The sequence below is a fragment of the Streptomyces sp. 8N706 genome (genome assembly GCF_052245415.1).
In the GTDB taxonomy this organism is placed as follows: Bacteria; Actinomycetota; Actinomycetes; order Streptomycetales; family Streptomycetaceae; genus Streptomyces.
This window is the reverse complement of the sequence record NZ_JBQQBW010000029.1, coordinates 39243-63176: the sequence shown is the minus strand read 5'-3', so window position 1 is coordinate 63176 and position 23934 is coordinate 39243. Positions and strand designations below refer to the sequence as shown.

21 protein-coding genes and 2 pseudogenes are annotated in these 23934 nt (G+C 69.0%); 16 read left to right on the top strand and 7 right to left on the bottom strand.

Going from position 1 to position 23934, the window contains the following annotated elements:
- The first annotated feature begins 1044 nt into the window (after nt 1-1044).
- Nucleotides 1045-1947 (top strand): phosphatidylinositol-specific phospholipase C/glycerophosphodiester phosphodiesterase family protein, encoded by a 903-nt coding sequence (locus tag ACTWQE_RS13795; protein ID WP_443329205.1) that lies wholly within the window; start codon nt 1045-1047, stop codon nt 1945-1947.
- A 110-nt stretch (nt 1948-2057) separates the two neighbouring features.
- On the top strand, nt 2058-2252 hold the full coding sequence (locus ACTWQE_RS13790) for a hypothetical protein (protein WP_443329204.1): 195 nt from the start codon (nt 2058-2060) through the stop codon (nt 2250-2252).
- Nucleotides 2253-2362: 110 nt separating this feature from the next.
- Here ACTWQE_RS13790 and ACTWQE_RS13785 read toward each other — a convergent pair whose 3' ends face one another.
- A complete protein-coding gene (locus ACTWQE_RS13785) occupies nt 2363-3460 on the bottom strand; it encodes a phosphodiester glycosidase family protein (RefSeq protein ID WP_443329203.1) in 1098 nt (365 codons plus the stop codon).
- A gap of 206 nt (nt 3461-3666) precedes the next feature.
- On the bottom strand, nt 3667-4014 hold the full coding sequence (locus ACTWQE_RS13780) for a DUF779 domain-containing protein (protein ID WP_443329202.1): 348 nt from the start codon (nt 4012-4014) through the stop codon (nt 3667-3669).
- Between the two features lie 638 nt (nt 4015-4652).
- On the opposite strand from ACTWQE_RS13780, the gene ACTWQE_RS13775 reads away from it, so the two are divergent.
- The 5 genes and pseudogenes from ACTWQE_RS13775 to ACTWQE_RS13755 all read left to right on the top strand — a co-directional run bounded on the left by ACTWQE_RS13775 (nt 4653) and on the right by ACTWQE_RS13755 (nt 10484).
- The gene (locus tag ACTWQE_RS13775) at nt 4653-5063 is read left to right on the top strand and encodes a VOC family protein (RefSeq protein WP_443329201.1); all 411 of its coding nucleotides are present in this window, start codon (nt 4653-4655) and stop codon (nt 5061-5063) included.
- A gap of 180 nt (nt 5064-5243) precedes the next feature.
- Entirely contained in the window at nt 5244-6065 is an 822-nt protein-coding gene (locus ACTWQE_RS13770) for an SDR family NAD(P)-dependent oxidoreductase (protein WP_443329213.1), read from the top strand.
- A gap of 1013 nt (nt 6066-7078) precedes the next feature.
- Complete coding sequence (locus tag ACTWQE_RS13765) at nt 7079-8524, top strand: glyceraldehyde-3-phosphate dehydrogenase (RefSeq protein WP_443329200.1); 1446 nt, start codon at nt 7079-7081, stop codon at nt 8522-8524.
- Nucleotides 8525-8947: 423 nt separating this feature from the next.
- Nucleotides 8948-9271, top strand: a complete 324-nt coding sequence (locus ACTWQE_RS13760; protein WP_443329199.1) for an AMP-binding protein — start codon at nt 8948-8950, stop codon at nt 9269-9271.
- Nucleotides 9225-10484, top strand: a pseudogene (locus ACTWQE_RS13755) (AMP-binding protein). The gene ACTWQE_RS13760 and the pseudogene ACTWQE_RS13755 overlap by 47 nt, the downstream one beginning before the upstream one ends.
- Here ACTWQE_RS13755 and ACTWQE_RS13750 read toward each other — a convergent pair.
- The 5 genes and pseudogenes from ACTWQE_RS13750 to ACTWQE_RS13730 form a co-directional block, all read right to left on the bottom strand.
- A pseudogene (locus ACTWQE_RS13750) lies at nt 10431-10669 on the bottom strand (helix-turn-helix domain-containing protein); the annotation flags it as partial. The pseudogenes ACTWQE_RS13755 and ACTWQE_RS13750 sit on opposite strands and share 54 nt — an antisense overlap.
- A gap of 415 nt (nt 10670-11084) precedes the next feature.
- The gene (locus tag ACTWQE_RS13745) at nt 11085-12314 is read right to left on the bottom strand and encodes an amidohydrolase family protein (RefSeq protein ID WP_443329198.1); all 1230 of its coding nucleotides are present in this window, start codon (nt 12312-12314) and stop codon (nt 11085-11087) included.
- A 24-nt stretch (nt 12315-12338) separates the two neighbouring features.
- On the bottom strand, nt 12339-13505 hold the full coding sequence (locus tag ACTWQE_RS13740) for an MAB_1171c family putative transporter (protein ID WP_443329197.1): 1167 nt from the start codon (nt 13503-13505) through the stop codon (nt 12339-12341).
- On the bottom strand, nt 13505-14020 hold the full coding sequence (locus ACTWQE_RS13735; RefSeq protein ID WP_443329196.1) for a hypothetical protein: 516 nt from the start codon (nt 14018-14020) through the stop codon (nt 13505-13507). The genes ACTWQE_RS13740 and ACTWQE_RS13735 overlap by 1 nt, the downstream gene beginning before the upstream one ends.
- Before the next feature lie 117 nt (nt 14021-14137).
- Nucleotides 14138-14590 (bottom strand): XRE family transcriptional regulator, encoded by a 453-nt coding sequence (locus ACTWQE_RS13730; protein WP_443329195.1) that lies wholly within the window; start codon nt 14588-14590, stop codon nt 14138-14140.
- An 884-nt stretch (nt 14591-15474) separates the two neighbouring features.
- Between ACTWQE_RS13730 and ACTWQE_RS13725 the strand changes: the two genes are divergently transcribed.
- The 9 genes from ACTWQE_RS13725 to ACTWQE_RS13685 all read left to right on the top strand — a co-directional run bounded on the left by ACTWQE_RS13725 (nt 15475) and on the right by ACTWQE_RS13685 (nt 23854).
- Nucleotides 15475-16029 (top strand): helix-turn-helix domain-containing protein, encoded by a 555-nt coding sequence (locus ACTWQE_RS13725; protein WP_443329194.1) that lies wholly within the window; start codon nt 15475-15477, stop codon nt 16027-16029.
- A gap of 160 nt (nt 16030-16189) precedes the next feature.
- Nucleotides 16190-16666, top strand: a complete 477-nt coding sequence (locus ACTWQE_RS13720; protein ID WP_443329193.1) for a hypothetical protein — start codon at nt 16190-16192, stop codon at nt 16664-16666.
- Nucleotides 16663-17754, top strand: coding sequence for a class V lanthionine synthetase subunit LxmK (gene lxmK / locus ACTWQE_RS13715; RefSeq protein WP_443329192.1), 1092 nt, complete (start codon nt 16663-16665; stop codon nt 17752-17754). The genes ACTWQE_RS13720 and lxmK overlap by 4 nt, the downstream gene beginning before the upstream one ends.
- Nucleotides 17751-18755 (top strand): T3SS effector HopA1 family protein, encoded by a 1005-nt coding sequence (locus ACTWQE_RS13710; protein ID WP_443329191.1) that lies wholly within the window; start codon nt 17751-17753, stop codon nt 18753-18755. The genes lxmK and ACTWQE_RS13710 overlap by 4 nt, the downstream gene beginning before the upstream one ends.
- Nucleotides 18756-18908: 153 nt before the next feature.
- Nucleotides 18909-19046, top strand: coding sequence for a hypothetical protein (locus tag ACTWQE_RS13705; protein ID WP_443329190.1), 138 nt, complete (start codon nt 18909-18911; stop codon nt 19044-19046).
- Nucleotides 19047-19217: 171 nt separating this feature from the next.
- A complete protein-coding gene (locus ACTWQE_RS13700; RefSeq protein ID WP_443329189.1) occupies nt 19218-20138 on the top strand; it encodes an LLM class flavin-dependent oxidoreductase in 921 nt (306 codons plus the stop codon).
- Nucleotides 20131-20754: a flavoprotein gene (locus ACTWQE_RS13695; RefSeq protein WP_443329188.1), complete on the top strand. Its 624-nt coding sequence runs from the start codon at nt 20131-20133 to the stop codon at nt 20752-20754. The genes ACTWQE_RS13700 and ACTWQE_RS13695 overlap by 8 nt, the downstream gene beginning before the upstream one ends.
- Entirely contained in the window at nt 20751-21707 is a 957-nt protein-coding gene (locus ACTWQE_RS13690) for a hypothetical protein (RefSeq protein WP_443329187.1), read from the top strand. The genes ACTWQE_RS13695 and ACTWQE_RS13690 overlap by 4 nt, the downstream gene beginning before the upstream one ends.
- Nucleotides 21707-23854: a prolyl oligopeptidase family serine peptidase gene (locus tag ACTWQE_RS13685; protein WP_443329186.1), complete on the top strand. Its 2148-nt coding sequence runs from the start codon at nt 21707-21709 to the stop codon at nt 23852-23854. The genes ACTWQE_RS13690 and ACTWQE_RS13685 overlap by 1 nt, the downstream gene beginning before the upstream one ends.
- Nucleotides 23855-23934 lie beyond the last annotated feature (80 nt).

Here is a 23934-nt window from a genome sequence, read left to right as displayed (position 1 = left end):
TCGGAGCAGCGGTGTAGGGCCCGATGGTGCCGGTGGTCCGCGATGGCGGACGCGGTGAGCGGAGACCCGTACCGTGCGCCGACGGATGTGCGGGAAGCCCCATCGCTCTGTCCACCTGGACCTAGGTGGCAGAGGGGTGGGGCTTCGCCATGCCGTCCCCCGTGGTGTCGTCCCGCACGGGGTCTGTCGCGACCGGCTCGGGAAGGCGGTCGCGGACGGCGCGGAGCGCCGACGTGGCTGACGGGCCGGTCGCCGATCGCTCAGGCAGGGGCCTCGGTGCGGGGCGGGTACGGGGACACGGGGTTCGACGGGACGAGACCTGGGCCGCGCTGCGGGTTGGGTGAGGAGGGCGCGGTGGGGCCACCATCACCGGAGTGGTCGGGGCCTGGAGTGCGTGACGGGGTCGGGGCGCGGATGCGCCAGGCGGTCGCTCATGCCGTGCGGCCGCACCGCGTAGGAGAGCGCCGTCGGGGAAGTGTGACGTCGGCCACACGGACGGCCGGTCACGGGGCAGGGCGGAGCCACGCCCGTCGGTGTGAAGGAGATCTGCGTCACTGGGGGCGGCGGAGGCGAAAACTCTGTGGCCGGAAGGCCCGATGGTCGTGCGGGGCCCCGGACGGCAATGGCGGCGCAGTGTCAACCAGCCGTGCAGGCCCAGGGCTTGACGTGCGGCCGGAAATTCCGGCAGGGGAAGTCGCGCACCGGTGACCGCGGGCGTCGGCGTGCCGTGGGCCGGCGCAGTCGACACCTTCCAAATCGGGCAAAGCGGTCAATATCCCTCAGTGTTGCCTGTTTTGGTCGTCTTATTCTCTGATGCGGGTGTCTCGCCCGGTAGATGCCATGGTGGGCGGAGAGTGACCGACGGGAGGTCCCGCAGAGAGCGGGGCACGCGGAACCCATCCGGCCGCCGGGGTCCGCCGGGACCGGGGCCGCGAGAGAGCGGTCCGGCGAACGCCGTCGGAACTCTTCGCGGGCGCCGCGCCCATCCGGGAGACCCGGCTCGATACTCACTGACGTCCCCCCGCCCCGTCCCCGGGAGAATCCGTGTTCCGACCAACTCGCCGCGCCCTTGTCGCTTCCCTGGGCGCTGTCGCGGCAGGCGGCCTCGCAGGGTCCTCGCAGGCACGAGCCGTCGCGATCCCCGCGCCCCGCCGGCCCGCCGCCGCCCGGCCCGCCGCCGGCCACCCCGCCCCCCTCCGGCGCGCCCACGCCCACAACGACTACGAGCACACGCATCCGCTCGCCGACGCGCTCCAGCACCGTTTCACCAGCGTCGAGGCCGACATCTGGCTCGTCGGCGGCAAGCTCCTGGTCGGACACGACATCGGGGACCTCACCCCCGACCGCACCCTTGAGTCGCTCTACCTCGACCCGCTGCTCGACCGGGTCACCGCCAACCGCGGCTATGTCTACAGCGGCCACCCGGTCTCCCTGCAACTGCTCATCGACCTCAAGAACGACGGTGAGGCGACGTACCGCGAACTCCACCGCCGGCTGCGCCCCTACCGCTCGATCCTGAGCACCGCCACGGGCGGCACGGTGCGCACGGGCGCGGTGACGCCCGTGATCTCGGGGGACCGCGCGGCACGTGAGCCGATGGAGGCCCAACACCTCCGCTACGCCTTCTACGACGGTCGGCTCGACGATCTGGGCACCGGCGTCCCCGCCTCCTTCATCCCCCTGATCAGCGCCGACTGGACGGCCGGCTTCAGCTGGCGGGGAGTTGGCGGGATGCCCGCCGACGAACGCGAGAAGCTCCACGACATCGTGGCCGAGGCCCACGCCCACCGGCAGCGCGTCCGTTTCTGGGCGGTACCCGACGCGCCGGGCCCCGAGCGCGATGCCATCTGGCACGAACTCCTCCACGCCGGTGTGGATCACATCAACACCGATGACCTCGCGGGACTGGAGCGGTTCCTCAGCACGTTCGACCACACACGGGCGTAACAGCGCGTCATCACCCATTCGGCGGACGCCCGGATGGCCGGGGCGGAGCGTGCGATACGCCACACTTTGGGCCGATCGCCGCTCCGTCCCCGCGGCCGAGGAGGTTCGCCATGGCCATTTCGATCTCAGTGGTCCTGCTGCTCTTGATCCTGATCGTCGTGTTTATGCGCAGCGGGTCGCTACGGTTCTCCCACGCCCTGGTGTGCGTGCTGCTGGGCTTCTATCTCGCCGGTTCGAGCATCGCTCCGACCCTGTCCGACGGCCTCGCGGCGACGGCGGACGTCGTGAGCAGCGTCCGTCCCTGACACCGGGGACGGGGCAGGGCCGCGGCCGTACGGGGCGCGCCGCCTGCCGCGCCGCTCCGCTGCCCCGCCCGTAACGGCCGGGGCGTCGCTCGGAGGCTCCGCGCGTTCCCTCACCTCGGCGCGAAGACGCCGATGCCCTCCGGCACAGGACGTTCCGCGCCGCCGGAGGGATGGTTCCGAACGGTGACACCCGCCGCCCCCGGCTCCCGGAGCACCAGCGTGGACGAGCCGCCGCCGTCCAGGTTGATGGCGTCCTCGGCCCCCACGGTGTGCATCAGCCGCGCCAGCTCGCTGATCGTCAGTCCCGGGCGGTACTCCACCGCGCCGTCCAGCGCCAGGAGATGGAGCCGCCGGCCGTCCGCGCCGACCCCTGCCGCCGAGCGGATGGCGGCGGTCCGGTCGTCCAGCCCTTCGAGGGGAAGTCCGCCCCGGAGTACCGGGAACCCGCCGATGGCGAACCGGTACCCGACCCGCGAGGCGGCGGCCACCAGCCGATGGCGCACCCCCACCCGGTCGCCGACGCTCAGCTTCCGCAACGTCTGCGCCCCGGCTTCCCTTCCGACGAGTACCACCGAGCCCACCGCGATGGGCCCGGTCCCGGGCGTGTCGGCGGCCTGCACGACACGCCCATGACGCACGGTCACCTCGTAGGTGTCGCTGCTGCATGGCGCCGCGCGATCGGTGTCCGTACCGCAGACGGCCCGTAAGCGGGAGGGCGTGCCCCAGGCGGGCGTGAAGGCGCCGATGCCGCCGACCGGGAGGGCGTACTGGTTCAGACCGCCGAGCGGCAGCGTGCCCTCGGATGTGGTCATGGTGCCGCGGAGCGCGAGCCGGTCGAGCCGGACCCGGCGATCGACGCCCATTCCGATGACGTCCTCGGTGGTGGTGCCAGGAGGCAGGGCGGGGCCGAAACGCTGGCCGTTGGGCACGGCCGCCTTCACGTGCCGCCCGGAGGCGATGGCCGGTCCCACGGCGGCGAAGGTCGCCTCCACGCCGGGGTGCTGTAGCTCGGTGATGTGGTAGAAGTCCCCGTTGACCGCACCGACCGCGCCGCGGGCGTCGGCCAACCGCGACAACGGGGCCCGGGCCCCGACGGCACCCGGGGAGAGCAGATCCACGGACACCCGCCGTTCCCGCAGATCGACCGTCAGCAGGTGGCCATGGGCCGTGCCCTGCGCGCCGGAAACCGAGAACTCGCGGTACGACACGCCAGGTGCCATCCGTGCCGCCGCGCCGTACCGAAGCCCTCCGGAGGCCCCGGCGTGGGGGGCGCCGGTCAGGCTCGAGCCGGCCAGCGCGCCCCACGCGATCAGTACCGTCAGTGCTGTGCGTACCCGACTGCCCCGTCGCGTCACAGTGCCCCCTGAGGTCGCTCCAACTGTCCCACGGGGCAGGTGATATGGCGATTGAGCGATTACGACGAGGCGTCGTCGAGAAGTCGGGAGCGGATCAGGAAGCGGACACCCTCCGGCGCTTCGAGGGAGAAGCCACTGCCCCGCCCCGGTACGACGTCCACCAGGAGACGGGTATGGCTCCAGCGCTCGAACTGGGCGGCCGACATCCAGAAGCGGACCGGCTCGGTCACCCCCTCGACGGCAAGGTCGGCGAGCAGCACATCGGAGCCACCGGTACGGAACTCGCCCTCGGGGTAGCACATGGGAGCGCTGCCGTCACAGCAGCCGCCGGACTGGTGGAACATCAGGGGCCCGTGAGCCGCCCGCAGCCGTCGGAGCAGGTCGGCGGCCGCGGGTGTGAGCTCCACGCGCGGGGCGGACGTGCTCGGCGGCCTCCGGTCGTGTGTTTGCGGTCTCCGGTCCTGTGTTGGTGCGCCCGGTTCCTGACGTGCTGTCGGTTCATCCATCGTCATTCCTCCCACGGCACCGTCCGAGCTCCTGCCATGTCGTCCCCTGCCGGGCGGCCGAGGGCAGGGTCTCGTCACCGTCCTACCGGCAGCCCGGCGTGATTCCCAGATGCCTCGGAGGGACAGGAGAACACGCGGCCCGTTGCGACCACGTTGCGGCGCCCTTACGTGCAGGGCGGCAGGGCCAGAGGCACCGGCGTGGCCTCTTCTCGCCATGGGAAAAGCGGCAGCAGCGGGAACGGAGCGAAGCCCATCAGCGCGACCTGCCGGGGGACGCGACTGAGATTGCGGGCATGGGTGGTCTGTGGACATGGCCCGCAGCACCCCGCGGCCCGCACCGGAGTCAGGTCGCTGGAGCTCGGGTGTGTTGCGGGCCGGATCGCCCTGAACTGCGGGAGCCTGTCCCCGTGCTGCGACGCCGGTCCCCGTGCTGCGACGGACAGAGGTTGGCGGGCAGCGGCGGTGCACCGAATACCACCTGTACACGGCCGGGCAGCCCTGACGTGCGGTCGGATGCCCCGGCAGGGATTGGAGACGACATGGGCATGCTGGACAGCGCCCGGGTGGCCACGAGGCTTCCCGCTCAGGACCTGGACCGGGCTCGGCGTTTCTACTCGGAGAAACTCGGACTGGAGCCCGTCGACGAGCGACCCGGTGGGCTGCTGTACCGCTGCGGGGGCTCGGACTTCGCGCTGTTCCAGTCGGCGGGAGCTTCGCCGGGCACCTTCACCCAGATGGGATGGGAGGTCGACGACATCGAGGCCGTCGCGGCCGAGCTCAAGGGCCGCGGGGTGGTCTTCGAGGAGGTCGACCTGCCCGGGCTGCGAACCGTGGAGGGAATCGCCGACATCGAAGGAAACTATCCGAGCAAGGGCGCGACCGGCGAGCGCGGCGCCTGGTTCCGTGACAGCGAAGGCAACATGCTGGGAATCGGACAACCTGTCAGCTGAGCCCCTCGCAGGGAATTCCCAGGCCCTCAACGGAACGCGCTCCGAAGCGTCCGGACCGCCATCCTCCGTGCCATTTCTCGCACGTAGGGTGGGAACATGTGTGATCACCAAGCCGTCGGCAGGCTTGATGAGCGCGCACTGGAACGGGCGTATGCGACCCACGAGGGAGACGCGACCGGCATGGTGGACCGACGTGTTGTCATCATCACTGGCGGAGGGACGGGCATCGGCGCCGCGACCGCGCAGCTGTTGCGTGCCGAAGGACACGACGTGGTCGTCGCGGGACGGCGGCCGGGGCCCCTGGAGCGCATCGCCCAGGAGACAGGCGCACTGGCCCATCCCGCCGACGTCGGCGACCCCGACGCCGTCCGTGACCTGGTGGACGCCGCCGTGGCCGCGTACGGCCGGCTGGACGGGCTGGTGCTCAACGCGGGCATCGGGCGCAGCGGCGCCGTCGGGGAGCTGTCGGTCGAGGACTGGGAAGCCGTGATGCGTACCAACCTCCATGGCCCCTTCCTCCTCCAGCGCGCCGCGCTTCCGCACCTGTTGGAGACGCGTGGCGCGGTGGTCGCCGTCGCGTCCGTGGCCGCTCTGCGCAACGGCACCGGCAACGCCGCCTATGCGACCTCCAAGGCGGCTCTGCTCCAGCTGTGCCGCTCCCTCGCCGTCGACTACGGCCCGCAGGGGCTGCGGGCCAACACCGTCTGCCCGAGCTGGATCCGCACCGACATGGCCGACCGGCGGATGAACCGCTTCGCCGAGGAGGCCGGTCTGGGGGAGGGCGGAGCCGACGCGGCGTACGAGGAGGCGACCCGGCTCGTTCCGTCCCGCCGCCCCGGTGACCCGCAGGAAGTCGCCGAGGCGGTGGCATGGCTGCTCTCACCCAGGGCGTCGTTCGTCAACGGGGCGGTGCTCACCGTGGACGGCGGTGTGACGGCCGTCGATCCGGGGACCGTCGCGTTCGACTTCCGGGTCGAGCCACGAGCGGGTCGTGGGGAGTAGCCGGCACAGTCCCGGGTCGCAGCCGCCAATCTGCCCGGCCGTGCGCGGGGGCACGGTTTCGCCAGGTCCCCCCGGGACTTCGCTGAGATCCACAGAGATGCCAGGAGGGCACGCCGCTCGGTGCGACCACGTTGGGGCACTCCCCGGTCCCTCCGCCGGAATGGGGCAGTTGGGGTGCTGGGCCGGTGGCGACCCCCGTGCGCCACCGGGCGGGCACAAGAACCGGGGGCAACTCCCCGATTCTGGCTCGACGATAGCACCGGAAGCGGGGAGTGCCCCACGATGAATCCTGAATCCTGAACCCTGAGCCCTGAATCCTGAGCCCTGACCCGGGGGCCGGGGGCCGGGGGGCCGGAATGCCTGGCCCGGTCGAGGGCAACGCTGTCCACATCGTTCGTGCGGCCCTATCGGATGGTCCGCCAGCTCTCGGCCATGGGTGCGCCCACCGCGGTCGGAACCCCCGAGGATGTCGTCGACGAGAGGGAGCACTACCTCGACGAAGGCGGCTGCGACCGCTTCCTGTTGCCGGCCACCAACGTCCCGGCTGCTTCGTCGACATCGTCGGACTCGTCGTCCCGGAGCTGCAGAGCCGCGGTCGGTTCCGGCACCGCTACGCCGGAACCACCCTGCGCCAGAGCCCTCTGGAGTATTGAGGGCCGGCGGGGCCTTCGCCTCGGCGGTGCGGCCCGCACGGTGTCAGGCCGTCGGCTGCTTGAGGGCGAGCGCGACAGAGAGACGGCCACGGGTGAGCACGGCGTGGGTGCCCCGCCCAGCAATGTCCGCCGAGCCAGTCGATGCGGTTCCCGTCATCGCGGAAGTCGACGAAGACCGCATAGGGGACAGGGTGGGTCAAACGCCAGCAACTCAAACGTCTTTCCTCGGGTGGCGCCCCATCACCCGCCCTGGCCCGGTCATGGGGCCCGATCGCGGCATCCCGCTCCGGTGGAGCTGCCTGAATGATCACAGTGGCGGGGCGTTAGCATATGAGCACCGCCTAGCTCGAAAGATGAGATGTGACTGTCAACGACGACTCGTTCACCAATTGGAAGAACCGCGAGGAGATCGCGGAGTCGATGATCCCGATCATCGGGAAGCTGCACCGGGAGCAGGACGTCACGGTCCTGCTTCACAGCCGCTCCTTGGTGAACAAGTCGGTGGTCAGCATCCTCAAGACCCACCGATTCGCTCGGCAGATCGCCGGTGAGGAACTCTCGGTCACCGAGACACTGCCGTTCCTGCAGGCGCTCACCACGCTCGATCTCGGCCCTTCCCAGATCGACATCGGCATGCTCGCCGCGACGTACAAGTCCGACGACCGCGGTCTCTCGGTGGGGGAGTTCACCGCCGAGGCCGTTGCCGGCGCCACGGGTGCCGACAAGATCGAGCGCCGCGAGCCGCGTGACGTCGTCCTCTACGGGTTCGGCCGCATCGGCCGCCTCCTCGCCCGCCTGCTCATCGAGAAGGCCGGCTCCGGCAACGGCCTGCGGCTGCGCGCCATCGTCGCCCGCAAGGGTGCCGGCCAGGACATCGTCAAGCGCGCCTCGCTGCTGCGCCGTGACTCCATCCACGGCCAGTTCCAGGGCACGATCACTGTCGACGAGGCGAACAGCAGGATCGTCGCCAACGGCAACGAGATCCAGGTGATCTACTCCGACGACCCCACGTCGGTGGACTACACGGCGTACGGCATCAAGGACGCCATCCTCATCGACAACACCGGCAAATGGCGCGACCGTGAGGGCCTGTCGAAGCACCTCCGCCCCGGCATCGCCAAGGTCGTCCTGACCGCGCCGGGCAAGGGCGACGTCCCCAACGTCGTCCATGGCGTCAACCACGACATGATCAAGCAGGACGAGCAGATCCTGTCCTGCGCGTCCTGCACCACCAACGCGATCGTCCCGCCGTTGAAGGCGATGGCGGACGAGTACGGCGTCCTGCGCGGCCACGTGGAGACCGTCCACTCGTTCACCAACGACCAGAACCTGCTGGACAACTACCACAGCTCCGACCGCCGCGGCCGCTCGGCGCCACTCAACATGGTCATCACCGAGACCGGTGCCGCCTCCGCCGTCGCCAAGGCGCTCCCCGACCTCAAGGCGCCGATCACCGGCAGCTCGATCCGCGTCCCGGTGCCGGACGTCTCCATCGCGATCCTCAGCCTGCGACTCGGGCGCGAGGCCACCCGCGAGGAGGTCCTCGACTACCTCCGCAACGTGTCGCTGACCTCGCCGCTCAAGCGCCAGATCGACTTCATCAGCGCCCCCGACGCGGTCTCGAGCGATTTCATCGGCTCGCGCCACGCCTCGATCGTCGACGCCGGCGCCACCAAGGTCGACGGCGACAACGCGATCCTCTACCTCTGGTACGACAACGAGTTCGGCTACTCCTGCCAGGTCATCCGCGTCGTCCAGCACGTCTCCGGGGTGGAGTACCCGACCTATCCGGCCCCGGTGGTCTGATCCCATGAGGCGCCTGCCCCGGGGGACCCCGGGTCAGGCGCCCTTCCTTGGTCCCTGGAAGAAGCCGAGCTTCTTCGGGGAGCAGCTCACCAGCAGGTTCTTCGTCTTATGGTGGTACACGTGCAGACCTCTCCTGACCAGTCATAACGGATACGGTCGCCTTGGACGGCGGAGAACTGGCCCGTATCATGGCCGTTGGGTCGTCATTCGCGTACTGACTCAGTTAATTCCCTGCCACGTTGCGAGAGGTTAGATGACAAGGGGTGGTTTCGGGTGCTGCGCGTCGTTACCGTGGGCCCTCCTTCTGCGGGGCGCTGTGGTGACGTATCTCCGATGACACACCACGTGTAGAACGCAGCGACCCTGGAGTCTGCGACAAAGGGCGTCTGAGTACTGACGGAGGCCGAGCGTCGGCAGATCCTGGTGGACTGGAACGGCACCGAGACGCAATATCCGGCTGACGCGCTGGTGCACCGGATGATCGCCCAGCAGGCCGCCCTCACTCCGCAGGCCACGGCAGTCGTCGCGGGAGTCTCCCTCTCCTGGCGGGAAGTGAACGAGAAGGCGAACCAGCTGGCATGCCACCTCGGGAACCTGGGCGTGGGCCCCGGGAGCCTGGTGGCGGTCTGCGTTGATCACGGCGTCCAGCTGGTGGTGGCACTGCTGGGCGTCCTGAAGGCAGTCGGCGCCTACCGTACCTCTGGACCCGGCCTATCCGGCGGAGCGCCTGGCGTTCCTGCCCGATGACACCGCGGCATCGGTCGTCGTCAGCCAGGAAGCCCTGCGCGCGCGGCTGCCCTCCGAAGGCCGCGACGTCGTGTGTATGGACAGCGACTGGCCCACCATCGCCGGGTTTCCCGCCGAAGAGGTGGAGTCGGCCGTCGGACCGGACGATCTCGCGCACGTCACCTACACATCCGGATCAACGGGAGCGCCCAAGGGCTTCCAGGTCAGCCATCGCAATTTTGCGGACCTCCCGCACAGTGCTGACGCGGCGTTCCCGGACGTGGCCACGGCTCGGTTCTGCTGTCGTCCATCGCCTTCGACCTGCCGGGCCCCTCCCTCTCCCTGTCCCTGCTCCAAGGCCGAGGCCGTGGTCATCATGGAGACGTCGGGAGCCGTCGGCGTCGGGATGCTCGCGGCCGCCTTCGTGTGGGGTGAGTCGTTCAGCACGGTGAAGCTGACCCCTTCCCGCCTCGAACTCCTCCTAGAGGGGATCAAGGGAACCAACGCCCAGCTCGTCGTGGGCACTTTGGTCGTGGCGAGCGAGCCGTTCCGTGCGGATCTGGCGAAGTCGGCGGCCGAGCGGTGCGCGCCGCACCCGGTCCTGCTGAATGAGTACGGTCCCACCGAGGCGACCGTGGGAACCCCCTCTACGAAGTCGACTCCACGAAGCTCGTGTCAGGCACCACCCTCCCCATAGGCCGCCCCCATGGCGAACACCGAGTTGTACGTGATGGACGGGCACGGTCGCCCGGCTCCCGTCGGTGTCCCGGGCGAGCTGTGGATCGGCAGCGCGGGTGTCGCCCGTGGCTACCTGAACCGTCCGGAACTCACCGCAGAGCACTTCGTACCCCACCCGTTCTCCGACGAGCCCGACGTTCGCGTGTACCGATCGGGCGACCTGGTCCAGTGGCTGTCGGACGGAGACGTCGAATTCCTTGGGCGGATGGACCACCAGCTGAAGATCCGGGGTCACCGGATCGAACTCGGCGAGATCGACGCCGCTGTCCTGTCGCACCCGGACGTGGCCCAGTCGGTCACCGTGGCAGTCCTCCCGGGAGGGCCGAGTGGTGATGGACTCGTGCGCGGCGCACACCGCCGCGGATGCCACGAAGCGCCTCCCGGGATCGACGTACAGGACCTGTACGCCGCGCGGACCACCGAATCGGTCGAGCGCGCCGTGCGTGAACTGTTCCTCGCTCAGCCGCGGCAGCGACGTCGGTCCCTGCGACCGTAGAGCCCGCGGACCCCCTCGGTCCAGGCACGACGCCATCGCTGCACCGAACGGACGCTGACCCGTAAGTCCTTGGCGATCAACGCGTTCGTCTCACCCCGGCCGAACCGCTCAGCAGCCTCCCGCCGTAACCGCTCCCGGAACTCCTGCCGTTCGGCGGTCAGCCCGCCGCCCTGTGCGTACCGCATCCCATGGAGATACCGCACGGATCAAGGACTGTCAGCCCCGCACGACATCACGAGTTCAACCTCAGTAGAAGGCGCCTGCTCTATCCACTGAGCTACGGGGGTTGATTTGCGGAAACGCAGCCTTCCGGCGCTCGTCCCGAGGAGGTGGCGGACACATGTGGGACCTGGGATGGATGCGTCTCCAGACGTCGGTCCGTAGCATCGACAAACAGCATTGCGGACACGATTCCTTTTCGGAAACAATCTTGCCCCCGGCCTGCTGTTGCGGGACACGGAGGCACGGAGGGAAGGTGCCGGGCCTTAAAGAGCGTTCCTTACCAGCGTGAAGAACATTATATTAGGGGATATGGGGGACATTGTGGTCATTCCAGGAAGGCTCTGAATGGGAAGCTCACTACCAGCCTGCCTCAAACTCTTAAGAACCGCAGACCAAACGAAGCATTTGGTCTGGCGTCGCGCTCTCCGTGATATACGGGCATCCCGCTGCCATGACGAGCCGTATCCGGCGTAGCGCCTGCAAGTCGTCGAGCGGATTGCCATCCACAACGAGGAGGTCGGCGCGGTACCCGGCACGCAGCAGACCGGTGTCGTCGGCGATGCCAAGTCCCTCTGCCGCCTCGATGGTGGCCGCATCGACGATCTCGGTGGGGGAGAAGCCGATGTACTCAAAGAATTCGAGGCTGGAGACGAAGTCATCGAAGACGGCTCGGGAGACCCCGGCGTCGGTGCCCGCGATCAGGCGTGCGCCGCGCCGACTCATCCAGCCCAGCCGGTCGAACATCTCCTTCGCCCGCTCGGGGCCGAACCGCTCGGCGAAGCCGCGCCAGTCGGGGCTCGCCGCGGGGCAGACCCGGATGCCCTGCTCCACGATGGCGTCGACCAACTCCGCGGACTCCTGGAAACCGCCCTGTGCCATCCAGGTGCAGTGCTCGATGGTGGACACTCCCGCGGTCACCGCCGCAGCGATGCCCTCGGTGCCGTGTGCGTGCGCGGCCACCGGCAGCCCGGCCGCATGGGCCTCGTCGACCACGATGCGCAGTTCATCGGTGGTGAATTGCGCCTGCCAGATGGGCGGGCCGCCCTTGGTGATCCCGCCGCCCGTTGCCATCACCTTGATGACGTCGACACCGCTCTCCGCGTTCCGCCGGACCATCTCCCGAAGCGCGTCGGCGCCCTCGACCTCGCCGCCGAGGAACCAGCAGTGCCCCCCCGGCCCGGTCAGCGGCGTGCCCGCGGCCAGGATGCGCGGGCCCGGCAGCCCCCCGCCCGCGATCTCCCCGCGCATCCGCAGCGCTAGCCCGTTGCGGTCGCCCAGGTCGCGGGCGGTGGTGACGCCCGTACCGAGCAGCTGCAACGCCCGGCCGGCCATGCCGAGGATCACGGTCGTGTCGTCTGCGGCGCACAGCGCGGAGACCGGGTCGGGGCCCGCGTCCAGGGCGAGGTGGACGTGTGCGTCGATGAGGCCGGGCAGCAACGTGGCCCCGGGATAGGCGAAGCGGGGAATGCCGGGCGCGGTGCGGGTCTCCAGGTCCGTACGGGGACCGACCTCGGCGATGACGCCGCCGCGGACGAGTACGGCTCCGTCGGTCAGGTGGGCGCCGCGCGGACCGGTCAGCACTCGGCCAGCCGAGATCAGTGCATTCATCAGGTATTCCTTCCGCCGTGGGGGTCAGCCGTGCAGATCGGGCGCCGTGATCTGCAAGGCGTCGGAGAGTACGGTGAGCTGGCGTACGTCGTCATCCAGGCCATCGCCGCTGGGCAGCGCGATCGGCACGGCCTGCGTGGACGCGGGTTCGCCCGCGGCGTGGGCCCGCAGCGCCTCGCGCAATCGGAGGGCGGCCACCTGCGGCGGCAGTTGGCTCAGCGGCTCGGGCGCCGCGCCGGGCTCCGCGCCGTCCTCGGCCCCGGCTCGGGCGAGGTAGGGGCTGAGGTGGACCAGGCCGTCGCGGCATTCGATGACACGCCGGTAGTAGCGCCGGTGGACCTTGCGGACGCCCAGTGCGTCCCGCAAGCCGCCCGGGACGCGCCGGTTGAGGGAGTCCTCGGGGAACGCTTGGTGCAGCGCCGTCCACAGCGGGGCCAGCCGCCGGTACATCCGGCGGTGTTGCCACCACAGGCGTACGGTCGCCCAACGGGTCACCGTCGCCGGGTAGATGATCCCGATGACGAAGAGCGGGATCGCGAGGTCCAACAGCAGCTTGGCGCCCACGATCACCGGCGCGGGCACCGTACCGTCGAGCCAGCGCACTACATTGAGCACTTCGCGCAGGCTGCCGGCCAGTACCATGGCGGTCAGGGCTGCGGCGATCAGCCACAGACCGGTGGCGAACGGCCGGCCGACCATCCGCGCATAGCGCAGGGTCCACCACAGGGCCATGGCGAGCGAATAGACCAGATAGAGACCGGCCGCCACATAGAAGACCGCGACCCCCGGCGCCTGCATGTTCGCCGTGGCGTACGTATGGCTGCGCTCGTCCGCGGGAGTCGCCAGCATGGCCAGCGTGATGACCAGGACGGTGACACCTAGCGGGAACAGTTCCCGGCGGGCGCGGACCCGCCCGGTCTCCCGGTCGGAGATGGCGAAGAGGAAGAAGCACTGCAAGCAGTAGACCGTGCCGAGCAGAAAGACGTTCTGCAGCAGCTTGGCCGCACCTGCGCCGATGAAAGAGTCGGCGAGGCGCGCCACGGCGGGCAGGCCCAGCGGAAAGGAGCAGGACGCGCAGACGATGCACAGCGTCACCGCCTGCAGCAGTTTGTCGGACGGGGCCTTGAGGAGCTGGCTGCCCTTCCAGACGAGCGCCAGGGTCAGCACGATTCCCAGGATGACGGACAGCATCACAGCCACCCCTGCCGATCACTGAGCGCCGTTTGGACCCGATGTGCCGAGGCGTCCTCCGGCGCCTGCGGGGTGACCCGGTCCAGCACAGACGCCCATTCCAGAATGATGGTGGCCACCAGCTCGGCCTCGCGTTCGCGGTCCTCGTCATACGACGTGCGCCGCAGCGCCTTCTTGATGACGTCCAGCGATATGTCGGGCATCGTTTGCCGCCAGACCTCGCCGTAGGAGTCGTCGCTTTGATGGTCCGCCAGGATGTGTCCGACCTCATGTAGAATAATGTGGTCCTGGTGGGCAGGGCTGGTTTCCTTTTGGTATAAGACGTAATCGGCCGTCCCGGTGGCAATCCACAAGCCGAACGGGCCTGGCACCGGAAGGGAATAGGGGATGAGCCGGATGGGACGGCCCCGGTGTTCTCCCAGTAGTCGGCATAGGACGTCCACTTTCAGCGGCGGCTGGATCCCCAGGTCCCGGAGTGCGCGCTTGCAGCGCCGCTGTAACTTCCGCTCGTTCAAAGAGTCTCTTCTCCGCTTGCTGGCTCACTGCCGTACGGGTCCCCCCCAACCCGACGGCACTTCGAGGATCGGCGGCCGGGGGCCGGGCAGTTTGTCACAACCGGCCGCCCGGGCCGGTCATTCATCCTGGGTCGCTACGCGTTCCGCCTGCTCCAGCCGGTAGACGACGTCGAGGAGGTCCATCACCTGCTTGCGGTGCTCCCGCGAGAGCTGCCCAGCGCGCATGGCCATCAGCTTCACATCGCTGCTCTGAGTGGCCTCCTGCAGCCGAGCCTGCTCCGCGGCAAGCACCTCCAGTTGCGCGGTGATGCGGTCGGTCACCTTGTCCTCGACGAAGTAGGCGACGGGCACGCCGAAGAAGTTCGCCAGACCCTGCAGATGCCGCAGCGTCGGATTGGTCTTGCGGCTCTTGCGAAGCTGCCAGATGTAGCTCTGCGAGATGGAGACATCGGTCTCCCGGATCGAGGCAGCGACGTGCTCGTTGCTGTACTCGTGGTCCGGGTCGGGTCGGACCGTCGCAAAGAGCCGGTTCAGCTTGTCGGCAAGGCTGACGGCTTCTCCTTCTGACATGGCACCTACTCTGCCGCAGCTGCGGTCTCCACTGTGGTGAAACTGTACAATACGTAGTCTTCTCAGGAGAGTTGAAGCCCGTCAACCCCTCGACTAGTGTGGCGGAGCGATGGTCTTGAACTGTTGTAAATAACTTGCCGACCTGGCGCCATGCGCATGAGTTGATGCTTGAACGTTACGCTGGCCCGACCTCCGGCCGTGACGGTAGCGCAGTGTACGAGGGGTGCGACCGACCCTCGGATCCGCCCTTCGGGGCATACGCCATCCTGCTGCGCCGGGCGTCGGGGAGACAGGCGTAGGTGGGTGGTCAGGGGGACGGGATGCAAACTACGCGGGAACCGACTGAGGCCGATCCGCGCCAGTGCTGCAGCAAGACGGTTCCGAACGCGGAATCGCCACTCTATGTCCAGACCCAGCAGCGGCTGAAGTGGGCAATTCCACCGGGGGGTAGGCCGAGCAGCCTACCTGCCCTCGGCGGGCGAACTCGGGAAGGATCTATAGGAGCACGATTCTCCGTACGCTGCCGATGCTGCGCAGCGAAGGCGTGATCGACTCCGGGCCGGGGGCATAGTGCGGTGCTGCTGCACTCCGCCCGTCGGGTCAAGCTTTCAGTCCGCGCCGCTGCCGAAGGAGTTGAAACTCGCCGCCGCTTCGGTATTTCCCGGGCCGCCTCATCTCCGCCGTACAGCGCATTTCGCGTGCTGGCCACCGGCCGTAGTCGGCGCCACCAGACGACGGCGGACCGCGCTCCCGACCCCTGCTTCTGTACGCCGTCCCGACCTTTGGGCGGCCCGCAACCTGACGGAACCGGCTCGGAAACCTGCCACTTAACGGGCCACGAAAAATGACACGAAAAGTGACATGGAAGGTTGAGTGAAGGAAACATGGGAAGGCCAGAGACCCACATAGATCCCACCCAAGGGCCGCTGCAGAGCTTCGCGTACGAGTTGAGAGCGCTCAGAAGATCCGTGGGAAACCCTTCCTACCGAAAGCTGGCGAGCCGCGCCAACTACTCAGGGACAACGCTGTCGGAGGCCGCCCGTGGCCTCAGCTTCCCGAGTCTGGAGGTGACGCTGGCTTACGTCAGCGCGTGCGGTGGGGACACCGCCCGCTGGAAGAGGTATTGGAAGGAGACCGATTCGTTACTACACGCCGCCGAGTCCCGCGCCGAGCAGGGGCCTCCTCGACCGGTCACATCGGTGACACGGTTAGCAGGCACAGCCGCGGTGGCCACCGGCACGGTTACCCCACGCAGGTTCGAGAGCCATGACGTCGTGATGCGATTCTCCCCTGCCCTGGCAGGAGCCGTCGGAGTGGCGGGACTCGCCGGCGTCGCCGGACTAACCGTCTACCGGCCGAAGACGGCAAGGCTCACGGTGGTCGCCGGGACGTGTATAGCGTCCGGATTCTGGCTGGGAAGGAAACTACGGGATGCGTGACCACATGGCTCCTGATCCCATCGAAGCCGGAGAAGCGCCCCACAGATCGGGAGCGCAGTGGACGGCTATCATGCTGCGCGACCTCGGGGATTGGGCCGTTCGTCGGCCGCTTCGGCTTCCTGAGGCGCAGCGGGCGGTCCTCCATTCGTCGAGTCTCCGGATGACCGTCTTGGTCTTCACCGTATCCGATCTGGTCGTCGCGCTGCTCATCGACGCGAAGCTTCCGCCAGTCGGCCGGGCGGTACATCTCCTGTGGGTTCTCTTCTCCCTCACGCTCTCGTTGGGGTTCTGTGCGATGACCGCCCGCGCACCTCACATCCTCGACGACGACTCGTTGCGTCTACGCACTGGCCCCTTTCGCGCGCTGACAATTCCGAGAACGGCGCTCGCAAGTGTGAGCGTCGCGCACCGATCCGTTCCCTGGTACGGCCTGCGCAGAGTCCTGGACACGGACGAGGAGGTGGCGTGCTCCGTCGGAAGCTCGACGCAGCTCGTCATCGTGCTCAGGCAGCCGGTGCGGGTGTGTTTCCGCAAGGGGCGTCCTGTGCTCGCCAGACGGGTCTACGCCGCCGCCGATGATCCGGCCGCAGCTACTCGCCTGATCAGCCGGTGGATCAATGGGAGCGCGCAGCCGTGACCGACGCGAACCTGGGCACACTCGACGAGTTCTCCGAAGTGCAGAGCATCCTGACCCGCACCGGGCTCGGAATCCTCGCCGGGGAGTCGGATCTCAGGCAGCTCTCTGGCCGCAACCGGAACTGGATCTGTACCACCGACACCGGAATGCGTGTCTTCGTCAAGAAACTGGAGGGGCCCGCCGCAGCGTCGGCGGCGAGGATCCGTCAATGCCTGGTCTTTGAGAAGGTGTTGGCGAAGGCTGAGCCGGCTGAGCTGTCCGCTCCCCGGCTGCTCGGCGCCGACCCCGAGACGGGCGTACTGGTCTTCGCCTGTGTGGACCGAGCGAGGACCGGGGCGGAGGTGATGCGCGATGGCCAGTTCGCCTGCGACCTGGCGTATTCCCTGGGACACACGGTCGGACTGCTGCACAACCTGCCCGCCGACGACCTGCTGCGCGACCCGGCGACCAACCCCCTGCTGCCTTCCGAGGAACTGCTTGAGGCTATTCCGCTCGCCGTCTTCGAGTCGTCGTCGGCCGCGGAGCTGCAGGTGTGGGCGCTTCTGCAGAACGATGCCGACCTGGCAGCGGCGTTGCGCCGGTTGCTGGGCCGGGAACGGGAGGCCGAGCCGGTGGCCGCCCACTGCGACCTCAGACTCGACCAGTTCCTGGTCGCCGACGGCGTAGTCCACCTCACCGACTTCGAGGAGTTCCGGGCCGGCGACGCGGCCCGTGATCTCGGGGGAGTCGTCGGAGACCTGCTGTACCGTGCGCTGCTGGATGCGGCTGCCAGCTCGAGAGAGTCGGCCGAGTCCCCGTCCTATGCCCGCATGGTGGCCCTGCTCGCGGAGGGCATCCGCGACGTGCGCCCCCTGACCACGGCCTTCTGGAGCGGTTACATCGACACCAGGACCTCTACTGACAGCCGCTTGGCCGAGAGGACCACCGCATTCACCGGATGGCATCTTCTTGACAGGTTGCTGGCCGGAGCTCGCTCGGCGCCTCGTCTCGCCGCTCTTCCGCGCGCGATGGCAGGCATCGGGAGGAAGGCCCTCCTGGCGCCGGACGCGTTCGTCTCCACCCTTGGACTGACGGAGGTCCCACGATGACAGCGGTGCTGTCCGCCCGCCTCGAAGAGACATTGGCCGACGTGGTGGTGGAGCCCGGCGGCCTGACGGCGTCCGTTGGTGAAAGGATGATGACCGCCGCCTCTTCCCGCGCTCTCACCGGCCAACTCGCAACCGCCCTCTATCAGGTGGTCCACGTCGGTCGACTCTCGCATCTTCCGGCAGGACCGAGCCGACCGGAGGATCGCGGCGCGGATCGTCAGCTGGAGCGTGATCTGGAAGCCGGCCTCGCCGCCGGCGTACCCCATCGGCACAGCCGCTACCGGGCCGCGGTTTTGAATGCCGCCGGAGGAAGGACGGGTCCGGTCGTACACCTCTCAGGCGTCCGGGTCCGTGTCGCCCCGGAGCGGATCGCCGACACGACCGACGCAGTGGGGGAGGCGGCAGACGGAGCGGAGGCGGTCGTGCTGGTCGCCGCCGTCCGCCGGTCGCTCTCCCCGGGCTTCTTCCTGGTCGACGGATCACTGCCGTTGGCCCGCCAGGACGCCGTACTCCGGGTGTACCTGAACGTCGAGACACCCGGCGCCGTCCTCGACGCCTGGGAAAGGTCGCTGCGGTGCCTGGAAGGACACGGTGTTCCCTACCGCGCCAAGGCCATCTCCTCCGCCAGCGGCCTCCCGCGCCGTGACGGCGTCGTGATCTACCTGGGGGGCGAGGACCAGCACGTCCTGCCGGACGTGGTCGGCGCGATGGGAAAGGACGTCGCTCTTGGAGCCGGCGCTTCCCCCTTCTCCCGCCCTGTCGCCGCGGGCGTCGCCGTGGCTTGGGAACCGGCCGACCCGCGGCCGGGCACGAAGAACACCAGTTTCGGTGAGCACAGGTCAAGGGCGCTGGCCGACGGCCTGGTCCGGCACGCCACCCAGGCCGACGATTCGCGCCGGACCCGGTCGGAGGTTGTACGGCAAGCGCTGCTCGACGCCGGCATCGACCCTACGGAACCCGCGCGTAACCTGTCGTCCCCGCCTTTCCACGCCGGTTTTTGAAATGCGGGCCATTGAATAATCTTTCATCAAAAGGATCTTGCACTGTTATTCCGTCCGGATTAGTTTTCTGGATGTCGCGGAGGAAAACGCTGCAAGTCGGCGCTTTTCCTTCCGTGGCGGTCCCAATCCAATCCGATGGCTAAGGAGACGGTTATGAAGGACATCGAGCTGGCCGCTGGTTTCGACGCGTACGTGGACGTCGACGAGATGGCGGACGAGGCCACTCCGGACGAGGCTCCCTCGCCGCAGACCATCGTCTCGGTGATCGTCACCGCCAGCTTCGAGTGCTGACACACCCCTGAGGGTGTTCTCCCGTGCGGTCGGCGGGTTCCCTCGCCGACCGCACGATCATCCCGCCAGAGAAAAACGAAGACCCGTGGATCTAGGACAGGCTCCGAAGGGCCAGCGCCGAGAATGAGCACCTCAGTACTTCTTCCTTTCATGCCCGTTTCCGGAAAACAAGTGCTGCCATTCGCGGCCATCGTCCGGAATGGAAATGCCGAGAGGCTCTGGGCCGGTCAGTCGCTCCTCGTCGAGCCATACACCGCACTCGCCTACGCCGCGGGAGCCGGAGCCCGGATCCCCATGGGCACCAGCGTGACCCTCATGCCCCTGTACCACCCTTTCCAGGCCGCCCTCCAGGCCCGCTCCCTCGCCGCCCTCACGGGACAGCCCGTCGTCGCCGGGCTCGGCACCGGGCCCGAGCCGTTCGTCCGGGCACTGCGCGGACGCGGGTACGCGAGTCCCCTCACCGCCGTACGCGAGTACGCCACCGTCGTCCGGGGCCTCCTCGGGGGAGACCGCGTCGACCTCTCCGGCAAGTACCACGCCATGGGCGGCGCGCTCACTGTCATGGAGACGCCCGCGGTGGAGCTGGGCCTGGGCGTGCTGAGGCCCCGCATGGCCGAACTCGCGGGAGAACTCGCGGACGTGGCCATCACATGGCTGACGCCCCCGAGCTACCTGGCCGAGGTGCTCATCCCGGCGCTGTCCAGAGGAGCCGAGCGAGCGGGGCGTCCCCGTCCGCGGGTCGCGTCCGTCGTCCACGTCTCGCTCGACGCGCCGCACCGCAACCACGTCCAGGTTGTCTCGGCCGCTTCCCACGCCCATCTCCGGGCCCCCCACTACGCCGACATGCTCCACCACGCCGGCGTCGAGGTCGACCGGGACGACCTGGCGAAGACCGCCGCCCGGCTCGTTCGCAGCGGCACGGCGGCGGCGGGCAGCGTCGACGACGTCCTGCGGGCCGTCTCCGCGTACCGGAACGCCGGTGCCGACGAAGTAGTGCTCAGCACGATCGGCATCCAGGTCGTCGACGGGACGCACGCATCGGTGGAGGCCCTCAACACGATCATCGAAGCGCAAAGGACCCTCGATGCCTGACGACCTCCACGAGACGGAACAGTTTCGGTTCTCCTTCCGCCGTCTGCTTCTCGTGGGTACGGGTGCGCTCGGCGTTTGCTCCCTCCCTGGCTGGGGCGGGTGGCTGCGCGAGAACCACCCGTACCTCGAGACGAGAGTGGTTCTCACCCGGCAGGCAACCGCGTTTGTCGCGCCCGCCGCGCTCACCGCGATCGGCGGCAAGCCCCTTGTCCATGACGTGTGGCCCGCCGAGCCGCAGGTGACGGCCCTTCACGTGGAACTCTGCGAGTGGGCCGACGCGGTGGCCGTCTTCCCCGCCACCTTCCACTTCGTCAGCCGGTTCGCCCTCGGACTTGCGGACACCCCCGTGATGCTGGCGCTCCAATGCAGCTCCGCTCCGATCGGACTCTCCCCGGCCCTGCCACCGGGCGGATTCCAGAGCCACGCCATGCGCTCCCACCTGGTCGCCCTGCGGGAACGGCCCAACGTGGTCGTGGCAGACCCCGAACTGGGTCGCAGCGTGACCACGGGAGTCGTCGGGAGAGGTGCGGCCGCCCCCCTGCCAGCGCTGCTGGAACTGATCGAGAAGCGGCGCACCGAGCTTGCGGCCGGGCAGGACGAAGGTGAGCGAGCTTGACCGTCGTCGCGAAGTACGGAAGCGGACTGGTGCATACCAAGGTGCTGGCACGCGAGGACGGTTGGTTCACCTGGGTCCGCACCCCGGGTCCTGACCGGAACGACCCCCTGGAGGCGCCGCCCCCCGCGGTCCTGGACGCGTTGCGAGCCCTGGAGACCCGCCTGGCCGGCCACGAGAACGGCGTCCGCTGCGCACTGCCCCGCACACATGACGGCGAACTGCACTACTCTCTGTTGCCGGGACGTAGCTCTCTCGCCCGACTGCTCGTACTGGGAAATCCGTCAGACCGGTTGGCCTCATCGGTCCCATGGGGGGACGCGCCGGACGGTACGGAAGACCTGCTGAACGGCCTCGGCCGCCTGCTCCGGCGCTTGCACGCGACACCGCTGCCTGCCCCGCAGGCCGACGGCCACGCACTCCCACCTGCATGGCGACGACTGCGCGCGTGGGCCGACGCCCCGGCCGACGGTCCGGCCGAGCGACTGCACAGCTCCATGCGGAAGCTGCTCGGCATGCCCCGCTGGCGTCGCCTCGAGGCATGGCTGCGTGAGCTCGCGCCGGGCGAACCGCTCACCCTCGTCCACGGCGCTCCCAGCCTCGGCCGACTGGTGCCCGCCGAGCGGCGCGGCACCGCGCATGCGCTGGTTACCGGTGAGGATGTCGGTTGCGCACCCGGGCAGTGGGACGTCGGCTGGGTCGTCGCCGAACTGCGGGAGATGCAGTTCTTCTCCGCCCGGTTCAACCGCCCCGACACCTACTGGGAAGGGCTCACGCAGAGCTTCTTCCGCGGATACGGCCTGACCTCCGGCACTCCGGTCCGGCGTGCCGCCGCCCTGCGCGTGCTGCTGCACCTCCTCGACTTCAGCGTCCTGGTCACGTGGGACGACGCAGAGGTCCGCGGCGTCGCCGCGCTGATCGTGCAACTCATCGACGAACAGGGGAGTGTTCAGTGATGCGCCTGCGCCATCCGGCAGCGCGACGCCAGGATCTGGTGGACAACTTCTTCGGGCGCCAGGTCGCGGATCCGTACCGATGGCTGGAAGAGCCCGACAGCACCGAAACCCGTTCGTGGCTGGCCGCGCAGCACACCCTGAGCCGCGACGCTCTGGACGATCTGCCGGGTCGCCAATGGCTGCGCGCGCGGATAAATGAACTGCTGGCTCCCGGCGTGACGGGCCCACCCGTCTGGCGGGGGACGCAGCGGTTCTTCATGCAGCGCCTGCCGGGACAGGAACATGCGGCCCTCCACGTCGTCGACATGGAAGGAGCCGAACGGGTACTGCTCGATCCCGCGGCCCTGGACCCGACTGGGCGCACCACGCTGGACATCTGGTACCCCGACCGGGAAGGGCGCCGGCTCGCCTACCAGATATCGACGGCGGGGGATGACGCCAGCCTCCTGTACGTTCTGGACGTCGCCTCGGGCGAATTGGTCGATGGCCCCATCACCCGCTGCCGGAGGTCACCGATCGCATGGCTCCCCGGCGGTGAGGCGTTCTTCTACGTACGACGCCTGTCCGCCCGCGAGTTACCACTGGGTGAGGAGCGCTATCACCGGCGCGTGTGGCTGCACCGCGTGGGCACGGACCCGGACACGGACGACCGGCTCGTCTTCGGCCACGGCGGCCCCAGGACGGCTTCCTACACCGTCGGTGTCAGCGGGGACGCCCGCTGGCTGACAGTGACGAGCACCGTCGGCGCGGTATGCCGCAACGACGTGTGGATCGCCGACCTCGCGGCTCACGGCCACGAGGCGCCGGTGTTCCTACCCGTACAGACAGGCGTCGACGCCCGCACGAGCGCAGTCGTCGGCGGGCACGGACGCCTCTACCTGCATACCGACCACGACGCCCCCCGCCGGCGACTGGCGGTCGTTGACCTCGAGGACCTCAAGGCGGCCGGATCTCCGTCACCGAGCACGTGGAAGGACCTGGTTCCCGAGGATCCGCAGGCCCGGCTGGACCACTTCACCGTCCTGGACGGTCCGGAGCTGGACCGAGCCCTTCTCCTGGCCGTCTGGAGCCGCCACACCATCAGTGAGATCACCGTGCACGATCTGGAGACCGGGGCACGGCTCGGGGACATTGCGACGCCGGGCCGGGGATGGGTGGGGGAGATCCGGGGGCGGAAGCACGAGGCGTGGTTCACTTACACGGACCCGTTCACTCCCATCAGCGTTTTCCGCTGGGACGCGCGGGACCGCACCACGAGCCTGTGGGCGTCGCCGCCGGGACACGTGCCGGGTGCGGACGGCCCCGCCCCGGCCTCGCACACCACGGGCACCATGCGCCAGATCACCTGCACGTCCCCCGACGGAACCCCGGTACGCGTCACGGGCCTCGTGCCACGAGACACGACGCACAGGCCTCGTCCGGCCATCCTCTACGTCTACGGCGGCTTCGGCCTGTCCTTCAAACCCCTGTACAAGCCGGACGTCGTCGCGTGGGTCGAGGCCGGCGGTGTCTACGCCGTGGCCCATGTGCGCGGCGGCGGCGAAGAAGGCGCCGACTGGCACAGCGCGGGTGCCAGGGCCAACAAGCAGAAGTCCATCGACGACCTCCACGCCGCCGCCGAGTTCCTCTGCCGTGCGGGATGGACCACACCCTCTCAGCTCGTGCTCAGCGGGGAGTCGAATGGAGGTCTGCTGGTCGCCGCCGCCATGACCCAACGCCCCGCCCTCTACCGGGCGGTCCTGTGCGCGGCGCCTGTCCTTGACATGGTCCGCTACCAGCACTCCGGTCTCGGCGCCTCCTGGACCGGGGAGTACGGCTCCGCCGCGGTCCGCGAGGAACTCGACTGGCTCCTCGGCTACTCGCCCTACCATCATGTCACCGAGGGGGCGGACTACCCGGCCGTCCTGCTCACGGCCTCCGAAGGAGACGGCGTAGTGGATCCCCTGCATGCCCGCAAGATGTGCGCCGCCCTCCAGCACGCCGCCGGCCCCACACCCGCGGAGGACGGAAGGGGCCTCACACTCCTGGGCGTCGAGTCGGGCGTCGGCCACGGCGCACGAGCCACGAGCCGAACACTCGACCTCTCACTGGACCAGCTCTCCTTTGCCGCCTGGCAGTCCGGCCTCCCCCTACCGAACGCTTCTTGACCTCCGGGACATGGACGGCGGTACACGTGCGAGTCCGGCACCGTCAAAGCCGGGTTCGCGACAGCAACCGACCGGACGCT